Source organism: Sphingobacterium corticibacterium (assembly GCF_004208525.1).
In the GTDB taxonomy this organism is placed as follows: Bacteria; Bacteroidota; Bacteroidia; order Sphingobacteriales; family Sphingobacteriaceae; genus Sphingobacterium; species Sphingobacterium corticibacterium.
Genome location: NZ_SGIT01000001.1, coordinates 1,387,444 through 1,398,820 on the forward strand (window position 1 = coordinate 1,387,444; position 11,377 = coordinate 1,398,820).

6 protein-coding genes are annotated in these 11,377 nt (G+C 40.2%); 3 read left to right on the forward strand and 3 right to left on the reverse strand.

What is annotated here, in order from left to right; all coding sequences use genetic code 11:
- Positions 1 to 8: 8 nt before the first annotated feature.
- Together EWE74_RS05790 and EWE74_RS05795 are read right to left on the reverse strand one after the other, a co-directional pair.
- A complete protein-coding gene (locus EWE74_RS05790) occupies positions 9 to 3,095 on the reverse strand; it encodes a SusC/RagA family TonB-linked outer membrane protein (RefSeq protein WP_130140540.1) in 3,087 nt (1,028 codons plus the stop codon).
- Positions 3,096 to 3,562: 467 nt separating this feature from the next.
- Entirely contained in the window at positions 3,563 to 4,234 is a 672-nt protein-coding gene (locus EWE74_RS05795) for a tetratricopeptide repeat protein (protein ID WP_130140541.1), read from the reverse strand.
- A 294-nt stretch (positions 4,235 to 4,528) separates the two neighbouring features.
- Between EWE74_RS05795 and lon the strand changes: the two genes are divergently transcribed.
- Together lon and rnhA are read left to right on the forward strand one after the other, a co-directional pair.
- Positions 4,529 to 6,994 (forward strand): endopeptidase La, encoded by a 2,466-nt coding sequence (gene lon, locus EWE74_RS05800; RefSeq protein WP_130140542.1) that lies wholly within the window; start codon positions 4,529 to 4,531, stop codon positions 6,992 to 6,994.
- 79 nt (positions 6,995 to 7,073) lie between these two features.
- Positions 7,074 to 7,562 (forward strand): ribonuclease HI, encoded by a 489-nt coding sequence (gene rnhA, locus EWE74_RS05805; RefSeq protein ID WP_130140543.1) that lies wholly within the window; start codon positions 7,074 to 7,076, stop codon positions 7,560 to 7,562.
- A gap of 5 nt (positions 7,563 to 7,567) precedes the next feature.
- Here rnhA and EWE74_RS05810 read toward each other — a convergent pair whose 3' ends face one another.
- Positions 7,568 to 8,302, reverse strand: coding sequence for an SIMPL domain-containing protein (locus EWE74_RS05810; RefSeq protein ID WP_130140544.1), 735 nt, complete (start codon positions 8,300 to 8,302; stop codon positions 7,568 to 7,570).
- 211 nt (positions 8,303 to 8,513) lie between these two features.
- Here EWE74_RS05810 and EWE74_RS05815 point away from each other — a divergent pair, with 211 nt between their 5' ends.
- Positions 8,514 to 11,264, forward strand: coding sequence for a S9 family peptidase (locus EWE74_RS05815; protein WP_130140545.1), 2,751 nt, complete (start codon positions 8,514 to 8,516; stop codon positions 11,262 to 11,264).
- Positions 11,265 to 11,377: the final 113 nt, after the last annotated feature.

Genomic DNA, 11,377 nt, shown 5'->3' on the forward strand with positions numbered 1-11,377 from the left:
TCCTTTAATTAAAATCTAACATTCACCCCCAGTTGATACGTCACGTTACTCGGCCCGTTTCCGTTACTCAACGCTGTCGTAGCATATTCCGGATCCCAACCTTCATATTTGGTAAAGACAAAAGGATTCAAAATATTAGCATATATACGCATGGATGACATCTTCCATTTCGAAACTATTTCACTTGGCAATGAATATCCCATCACAATATTCCGAATCTTAACAAAAGAGGCGTCCGTATAACGTCCGTTATTACCGTAATAAGGCCCTACATTCTGCGGATGTGGATATTTTGCATCCTCATTACCGATGCCGCTATCCCCCCATACAGCTTGTGGGCTTCCATCGGCATGCGTTCCCCAATTATTCCAATCATAACGTGGCACGCCTGGCGGAATATAATAATCATAATTAATTTTTGGACGACCGCGTTGTGTATTTTGTGGGCCAAATTCTTCTAGGAAGCTATCCGCAACAAAAACGCCTTGACGGGTATATAAGTTGACAGAAAGATCCCAGTTTTTATAACGAAGGTTGGAGGTCACGCTACCAATCCAATCTGGATAAGGCGAGCCTAGGATCACCCGATCAGCTGGTGTTATCTCCCCGTTACCGTCTGTATCAGCAGCAATAGCCTGACCGGGTTGTTGACCATACTGTGCAGCTTCAGCTAACTGATCCATACGCCATAAACCCGTAATCCGATAATCGTATATAACTTCTATAGGCTGCCCGATAAAGCGTGCTTCTCCTACGACATCCTCTTCCTTTCCATATAAACTACGGATTTGGTTTTTATTATGGGAAAACATGAAAGAGGTTGTCCATTCCCAGTCGCTGCGACTGATATTTGTTGTATGCAACCCTACTTCCACCCCTCGATTATTGACGGAACCGATATTATCCATCATGTATGGCACACCTGATTCAACCGTGAGGGTACGCTGCATCAACAAACCATCAGAAAGCTTGTCATACAACTCGACGTTACCGCGTACGCGATAATTAAATAGACTAAAATCTACCCCTACATTTAACTCCCTGGTTTTTTCCCACGTGATGACCGGATTAATTGGAGGGCCCGAAAGGAAGCCTCTCACGGCATCGCCATTGAAATCGTACCAGATGATCGAACCCGTTTGCGGCGTCAACTGAGACCCAAATGCCTCAATACCATTATTATTACCCGAGTATCCAAGGCTCGCCCGTAGTTTCAGGTCATTGACAACGGAGGCATCCTGCATAAAATTTTCTTCAGAGATACGCCATGCTGCTGCCATGGATGGAAACGCAGCCCATTTATTACGTAATCTGGAACTGCCATCGTAACGAACGGTACCCGTTAATAGATAGCGTCCTTTGAAATCATAGTTTGCCCGAGCGGCAAAAGAAAGCAAACTTGTTTCCGCATAGGATGTTCCGGATTGATTTGGTGCAAATGAACCACTAAATAGATTATACCACTGCGATGGGTAAGGCAAATCGTTTGCACCGGCCTGAATCCCCTCTATCCGGGTCTTATAAGCACTTTGGATCAACGAGACGTCTATCTTATGATCATCGCCAAAAAGCGTGTTATAATTAATGACATTATCCCAAGTCCATTCTAAACTTTCGATATTATTCTGATAAGAAACATCCTGATTTCGCGTTCCGGGCACGATACCATAGTACCGGCCTGTCCGCGTGCGGTTAAGTCTAGGCATGAAGGTACTACGGATCGATAGATTTTCCATCGGACGCAATTCTGCAAAAATATTAGACAATATATCGTATTGACGAATTTCCTCCGTACCGCTGTTGATTTCGTTCAACGGATTCGGCGAGCTGGTAAAATTCCCATCACCTTGAATCGACGTAGCAATACCCGGCTGCGCAATTAGACTACCGTTATCGTCGTAGGCATACAATATTGATGGCATACGCAGGATGTCACGGTAGCCGTGCTCACTTCCGGCGTTGTTCACACCGTGCACAAAATTGATACTTGCTCCGGTACTAAAATAATCAGATGTTTTATGCTCTACCGAAAGTTTCAACGTATATCGATTCAAATCTTCCTTCAGAAAATTACCGACTTCCTGTTGATATCCCACGCCTAAATTATAGGTTAACTTCTCGGAAGCACCAGCGATGCCTAGGTAATGGTTTTGTTGTTGCCCTGTCTTCGTCCCCAAGCCCAACCAGTCCTCGTACTCTTCATTGTATAAGCGCGATTCCAACAGCGGACTGTTCTGTAAAATAGTATTTGGAGTTCCTAAAGAATACTGATCGTTAGCATAGGTATAAAATGCGGATGTACGAAAATCAACCCATTCCCGACCATCCATAAAATTCGGAATCCTGGCCAATTGCCGCACACCGTAATAGCCGTCATACGTCACCGTTGTTCGCGTATCTCCCGGTCTGCCGGCATTCTTGGTGGTCACGATAACAACACCGTTTGATCCCCTTGATCCATAGATAGCTGTCGAAGAGGCATCTTTTAAAACATCAATATTTTCAATATCGGCCGGGTTCAAAAAATCTATATTTCCAGTGGCAATACCGTCTACGATATACAAGGGATTACCGCCAGCGATAGAATTTTGCCCTCTAATCTGGATATTGAATGATCTTCCAGGACGTGTAGATGTACTATTGATATCAACTCCCGGCACTGTACCTTGTAAAGCCTCCATAGCAGAAGTCGTCCCGCGCTCCTGTAGTTCTTTACCGCCAACCGAGCCTACTGCCCCCGTGAGATCTCTTTTTCGAACACTACCATATCCTACTGCTACCACTTCATCCAAGATCTGGGCTTCGTCCACGACTAGAACGATATCCAATGTTGTCTCCCTTCCTAAAGATAAAACTTTGGACTTGTACCCCATCAGATCGACAGCAAGAGTATGCGTTCCTTCTTGCGGAATAGTTAGTCTAAAAGCACCATCGGCATCGGTGCTGACACCTATCGTAGATTCTGCGAGCCGAACGCTTACACCGGCCAATGGAATCCCGTCTTCATCCTTCACAATCCCAGTAACCTCTCGATTTTGTCCAAAGACGTACACACTGGATAGAAAGGCAAAAAATAAAAATATGAATTTCCTCATAAATGATTTGTTTAAGTAAGATGATGTAATTGTGATTGTGTTGCAATGGTGATTAAGCTAGTCGTAAAAGAAATGACCTGAAGATAAATACCAAATAGATACCATAACGTTTTATTATATGTTTATTTAACTTGGCCAGCCATTTATCCTTCTCTGAAAGAAGAAAGATAAACAACTAGATTTATAGTATTAGCTTGTTGAAGATAGTTAACTCATCAATAATTCTCGAATTAATCTCCTATTAAAAAAGCGCAATCGTTACCGGCAACGTTTCCGAAAGTCTGGCAAACGAAGATATGGTTACAATAGAATATTGTCCATTAGCAGGATAATGAACACAGATAACACTTGCATAGCAAACTTTATATGCACAAAGGTTCAATTTAAAACACATGATTAGCTTACGAAAAAGGGCAGTCCAATATGGACTGCCCTTTAGCTTTAGAAAATTTTATGGATAGCTATCGCTATTTTAAATTATCTCGATAAACCTTTGCTTTTTTCACTTCCGTTTGGATATCCTTACGAGAAGCATCATAACTAAGTACTTTTTCATAATCAGCTACCGCCTTGTTATAGGCATCTGTCGCTTTTGCTTTATTGTAATTAGCTACACCTGCTGTACCCGTCAAAATACCGAGATCACGATATGCTATCGCCCTATTTTGGTAGAGTTTTGCATCGTTTGGCGTGATCGATACCGCTTTACTGTAATCTTCGATCGCCGTTTTTAATAATTGCTCTTTTGCAGCATTATCTAATTTACTCTCACCCGCAACTGCTAAATTACTGCTAGCTTTAGCTTTATAATAATACGCAGACGTATGTTTTGGGTCTAAAGAAATAACTTTCTTAAACGTTTCGATGGCTTTATTATATTCGCCATTATGGAATTGCGAATATCCCAATAAATACTGTACATCCGGATCGTTTGCTTCCGCAGGAAGTGCTTTTTGCAAATGGGAGGATGCTGATTTAAAATCACCTTCCAACAACGCTTTCTGACCTAAACGAACATTTGGATTGCTATGCTGAGCCTGTTCTTGCGCCTGAACTGTTAATGTAAACAAAGCAAGTGTAGCTGAAGCTAAGCCTAATTTCACTGCTCTCCATGGGTTACTCAAAAATCTCCGTTTCATATAATTTGTTTTATTCTATGCTAATTTTTATCAAACACTATTTTCGTTTGGAATAAATCTCCATTAAATAGTTTAACAACACAACGCGAAGTTATAAACATTTCCACATTTATGCCTAAACAAAATGTCTTTATTACCTGTCTAGTGCTGCCGATTTAACAGGTTTTATTGTTTATTAACATAAATGATACCAAATTTTAAAGTTGGCATTTCTCTTGCACATATTGATTCCATTATTACTATCTCAGAAATTAGCAAAAATTCTGACATATTGTCGGAAGAACAAACGTATATATGAATAAAAACGACACATTTGATATCAAACACGTATTTTCTGTCATAAATGAGGACACGGAGTTTTTTCCGTTGTTAAGCTCTCAGGATGAAGAAGAGATGACCAAAGCAGATATACCCGAAATATTACCTATACTCCCCTTACGCAACACGGTACTTTTTCCCGGTGTTGTCATCCCTATTACCGTGGGGCGCGACAAATCTATTAAACTAGTAAAGGAAGCGTACAAAGGTGACCGGACTATCGGCGTCGTGTCTCAAAAAGACATGAATATTGAAGAGCCTACGTTAGACCAACTCTATAAAATCGGTACGGCTGCCAATATCATCAAAATATTGCAAATGCCCGATGGCAACACAACGGTCATTATCCAAGGCAAACAGCGATTTAAAATAACCGAAATGGTTGCTGAAGATCCTTATCTAAAAGCTAAGGTAGAACGGGTTGCGGAGGACAAACCAAAAGTATCTAGCAGGGAGTTTAAAGCACTAATCTCTTCCATTAAGGAGATGGCACTTCAAATTATTCAGCTCTCCCCACACCTTCCTAGTGAGGCGGGTATGGCGATCAAAAATATTGAAAGTCCAACATTCCTTGTGAATTTTATTTCGTCTAATATGTCTCTGGAAATAAATCAAAAACAAGAACTTCTAGAGACAAAAGACTTTGTGAAGCGTGCCAAAATCCTATTGGAACACCTCACTACCGAAATCCAAATGCTGGAGCTAAAAAATCAAATCCAAAACAAAGTTCGGGTAGATTTAGATAAGCAGCAACGAGATTATTTCTTGAACCAGCAACTAAAAACTATCCAGGAAGAGCTTGGAGGCAATACACCAGACTTGGAAATGCAGGAGTTGGAAGGTCGAGCTAAATTGAAGAAATGGTCGGCAGAAGTACAAAAGCATTTCTATAAAGAACTCGAAAAGCTCGGGCGCATCAATCCGGCTGCTGCCGATTATTCTGTCCAGATTAATTATTTAGAATTATTGCTTGATTTACCGTGGGGAGAATATACGAAAGACAACTTTGATTTAAACAGAGCGATAAAAATCCTGGATAAGGATCACTATGGATTGGAGAAAGTTAAGCAACGTATTATCGAATACCTAGCCGTATTAAAATTAAAAAATGACATGAAGGCACCTATTCTTTGCTTAGTAGGGCCTCCAGGCGTTGGAAAAACATCTCTTGGAAAATCCATTGCAAAGGCATTAGGACGTAAATATACGCGCATGGCGTTAGGTGGAATCCGCGACGAAGCAGAAATCCGTGGGCACCGAAAAACCTATATTGGTGCTATGCCCGGACGTATTATTCAATCACTCAATAAAGCAGGAACATCCAACCCTGTATTTGTTTTGGACGAGATAGACAAATTAGGTGCAGATTTTAAAGGAGATCCGTCATCGGCCTTGTTGGAAGTATTGGATCCAGAGCAAAACACGAATTTTTACGACCACTATGTAGAGATGGAATATGATCTTTCTAAAGTCATGTTTATTGCTACGGCAAATTCATTAAACGGTATCCAACCAGCTTTATTGGATCGTATGGAGATTATTGAAGTAAATGGCTATACGATCGAAGAAAAAATAGAAATCGCGAAAAAACACCTTCTTCCTAAACAACTTCAACAACATGGATTGACAAAAAAGGATATTTCGCTCACAAGCAAAGTGATTGAGAAAATCATTGAGGAATACACCCGAGAATCTGGCGTGCGCGGTTTAGAAAAGAAAATCGGTTCTATCGTACGGGGGATAGCAACTCGTATCGTTATGGAAAAGGAATACAACCCGAAAATAAACCCACACATGACAGAGGAAATCCTTGGTGCTCCTCTATTTGATAAAGATCTGTATGAGGACAACGAGATTGCAGGTGTTGTTACAGGGCTTGCTTGGACGGCAGTAGGTGGTGATATTCTATTTATAGAATCGAGTTTAAGTCCGGGAAAAGGAAAGCTAAACCTAACAGGTAATCTCGGCGACGTGATGAAAGAATCGGCTACTATTGCAATGGCATATCTAAGATCCCATGCGGAAGAATTCGGGATAGACTATCGTGTATTTGACAACTGGGATGTCAATATCCACGTCCCAGCTGGTGCCACGCCAAAAGATGGTCCTTCGGCGGGTGTAACAATGTTAACCGCACTAACCTCTCTTTTCACACAACGAAAGGTGAAAGAAAAACTGGCCATGACTGGAGAAATTACCTTACGCGGCCGCGTCCTTCCTGTTGGTGGTATACAGGAAAAAATTCTAGCTGCCAAGCGTGCAAACATTAAGGAGATCATATTGTGTAAAACGAACGAGAAAGATGTTTTGGAAATTAAGGAAGACTATGTTAAAGATTTACAATTCCATTATGTAACCAAAATGTCTGAAGTCATCGATATTGCGCTTTTAAAGCAGCACGTTAAGCATCCGAAGGATTTGAATCATACAAATACAAATTAATCCCATAAGCCCGCACATCGCAAAGCGGGCTTTTTTAGAAAGTCGTGAATGCAAAGCATTTTATTTACGTTTGGAATCAATGATTGAACTTTATACAGATGGCGCATCAAGCGGCAATCCAGGCCCAGGAGGGTACGGTACGATATTAAGAACGGTTTATCAAGGCAATAATCCCGTATTTCAAGGCAAACTTATTGAAAAGGAATTTTTCGGCGGTTTTAGAAAAACCACGAACAATCGTATGGAGCTCTTGGCTGTAATAGTAGGTCTGGAAGCCCTAAAAAATACAAATCAAAAAGTCACTATATATTCGGACTCCAAATATGTTATTGACGCCATCGATAAAAAGTGGGTATACGGCTGGATGCAAAAGGGATTTCAGGGCAAAAAAAATAAAGATCTTTGGCTGAAATTGATGAATTTGTACAAACAACATCAAATTAAGTTAGTATGGGTAAAAGGGCATGCCGGACATCCGTTGAATGAACGTTGTGATCAACTAGCCGTAAAAGCTTCAAAAGATAAAGCTAATTGGAAGATTGATACGGTGTTTGAAGAGACAATATAGAGATATTATTTCGCTGTATAACTTGTTTTTACCGTAATATTCGCCGTTTTATTTCGAGCAGTAGTATTAAATGCGCCCCCATACGAATATTCCTCATTGTCATTCTGCCCCGTTATTTGGAAGATTCCTAAATCGGCTTTAATCAAATCCCCTAAAGAGGAACCCGCCTCGGTCGCAATGTTTGAAGCACGTTGTTTTGCATTTTCGGAAGCTTGGGAAATCAATTCTAATTTTAGGTCTTCCAATTTCGAATAGTAATAGTTAGGAGAGTTTGAACTCAACTCGATACCTTGCGAAATCAACGTCGATATTTCCCGCGATGCATTATCGACTTTATCCAGATCTTTCGATTCCACACTCACATTTTGCAGCAAATTATACCCCGTAAATATATTAGATCGATTTCCCTGTCCGTCGGTTTGATAGGAAAACTCCCTGTTGATATTTACTGCGTTGAATAATATTTCCTTTGCATCAATACCTTGCCGCTCTAGAAATTGCCGTACTAAATCCCGGTCTCTTTTTAATTGTTCTGAAGCAGCACTTAAATCCATGGATTTCCGGCTAAATGAAGCAGACCATTTTACAATGTCCGATTCAAAATCCTTTTTCGCATTTCCCGTAACGTTTATTGTATTACTAATTTTGTATTTATATTTATAGGCATTCGCCAATACCGCGGCGAAAATCACGATCGCCAGCGCTCCGATTACAGCTGCAATTATACTATTTGATTTCATCTGTTTATTTTTTGTTTTTTAGATGTCAGATGGAATTGTACACCAATTTCCATGCCTAAAATAAGTTGACTTTTTACATTTTAATTATTACTTTCAACGCAAATTAGTTCGTTCATCCCCGATGACACCTGCTGGACTATTACCTCAAGAAGGATATCAATAAGTATCCAGTCTATGCAAGCTTCGTCACTATCAAAAATAATTTAATTAGATGAAAATTAGTATAGCGTCTACTTTAAGTATCTTATTACTCCTATCCACCGGTTTATTTGCACAAAAACAACCATTAGATCACCGCGTTTATGATAGTTGGAAGAGCATTGTCAATGCAGACGTTAGCAAGACAGGAAAATTTATCCAATATCAGATTACGCCACAAGAAGGTGATGCAATTTTTGAACTCAAAAATAAGGACAATGAGCTCCTTTTTTCTTTACCCCGTGTTACCGACGCAAAACTCACACAGGAGGAGTCTTTCCTCATTGGTAAGATAAAACCTCTTTTCGAAGAAACAAGACAGGCAAAAATCAAAAAGAAAAAAAATGCGGATATGCCGAAGGATTCTTTAATTATCGTCGACATTCAACATAGAGATCAATGGAAAATCCCAGCTGTGAAGGCCTACAAACTCGCCCAGAATAAAAATGAGTATGTCGCGTTTTTGAGTTCGACTTCTGATTCCATTTCTATCCTGCACGTGCGCAACCTTCTCACCGGCGATACACTAAATTTTTGTAAAGTCGATCAATTTGTATGGAGTCCGAACGAGGATTTCCTTTTATTTTCGAAGAAAAATGAACCAAAGGATTCTCTTTCGACGGATGCGGGACTCTATCTCTTTGATATAACGGACAAAAAATTGAAGAAAATCAGTAACGGTCAAGGCAACTATAAAGAACTGCTTTTTGATGATAACGGTAGACAACTTGCCTTTCTCGCAGACAAAACGCCGGAAAAATCACTTCTCAAAAATTTCAAGCTTTACTATTATACTCCTCAATTAGACACGGCTCGCATCATCGCTAGTCAACAAAGTATCGGCATGCCCTCCCAATGGTATGTGAGTGGTGACGGGGAACTTAAATTCAGTGCGAATGGCAAAAAGCTATTTTTTGGGCTAGCACCGATTCCAAAAATAAAAGATACCACCTTAGTCGATTTCGAACACGCACAGATAGACATCTGGCATTGGAAAGATGATTATATTCAGCCGCAGCAACTCGCCAACCTAAAACGGGATAAAAGGAAAAATTTCCTGTCCGTAATTTATCCCAATAATGGTAACCGTATCGTACCACTTGTTGACGAGACAGTCAATCGCACCCATATTACAGACAAAGATGATAACGAATGGGTATTGGCAGCATCTGATTTTGGCAAACGCATAGCCACACAATGGGAAGGTTTTGCGCCAACCGATATATATGTCGTATCCACGCTATCCGGCCAAAAGCGAACTGTAAAGGAGAATCTAAATGGTTATGCCTATTTATCACCAAAAGGAGATTTTGTACTCTATTTTAATCGTGAAACCGGTAATTGGCATAGCTATCACATTTCCTCTGGAAAAATGGTTCTGTTAAATGATGGTTTGCCGGTGAATTTCGTTGACGAAGAAAATGATTCACCTACCTTACCCGGCGCTTATGGTATAGCCGGCTGGTCTAACAATGGCGAAGATGTATACATTTATGATCGATATGATATATGGAAATTTGATTTAGCAGGAAAACAAAAAGAACTCCTCACCAACGGTGAAGGTCGTGCAACCCAAACCATTTTCCGCTATATCGATTTAAACCGAAACGATAATCCTCGATACAAGACAACACTTATTCCTGATAAACAAGATATTTTTATCACAGGATTTAACGAAAGCACCAAATATAACGGGGTGTATACGATAAATACTGCCAAAAGTAGAAAGCCAAATGAAATCTTTTCTACTGAATATACATTTCGAAACTTCAAGAGTACATCAGATGGAGAAACCATTATATATACGAAAGAAAATTATAATTATTCGCCCGATTTATATGTAAGCAAACGATTCAAAAACGAATCGCGTCTTACCGATATAAATCCACAACAAGCAACGTACAACTGGGGAACAGCAGAATTGGTTCGATGGACGACACCCTCTGGCTTTGAGGCTGAGGGTATTTTATATAAACCCGAGAACTTTGATCCGAACAAGAAATATCCCATTATAGCTTATTTCTATGAAAAGTTAAGCAACGGATTATATACGTATCATGCTCCCGCTCCCACGCCTTCCCGATTGAATATTCCTTATTATGTAAGTAACGAATATTTGGTATTTGCACCCGATATTCATTATGAAATCGGATATCCAGGAAAATCCGCGGAGGAATATGTAAATTCTGGCATGCGTTATTTGGCACAGAATTCTTGGGTGGATTCTACCAAAATGGCCATTCAGGGACAAAGTTGGGGTGGTTACCAGGTAGCGCATCTGATCACACGGACGAGTATGTATGCTGCAGCATGGAGTGGCGCACCTGTCGTCAATATGACATCAGCTTATGGTGGTATCCGTTGGCAGAGTGGCATGTCCAGACAGTTCCAGTACGAACGGACACAATCGCGTATCGGAAAAACGCTATGGGAGGACCGTGACCTTTATATAGAAAATTCTCCGCTATTCTTTTTGGATCGTGTAACTACACCTGTTGCAATTATGCACAATGACAGTGATGGTGCGGTACCTTGGTATCAAGGTATCGAGATGTTCACCGCCTTACGACGTTTACAGAAGCCCGTTTGGCTACTAAATTATAATGGTGACGAGCACAACCTTATGAAAAGACAAAACCGAAAAGATATCCAAATTCGGCAAGCGCAGTTCTTTGACCACTTCCTAAAAGACAAACCTGCTGCCAAATGGATAGAATATGGTGTTCCGGCCACAGAAAAAGGAATAGACTGGGGATTTGATTAAAAAAAATATACATTTTCAAAAATAAAACACCCAAAAAACAAAAATCATCTATTTTTTTTCATTTTTTTACGGTATTTCCAAAAAATGGTGTACTTTTACACCGAAAAAACAAC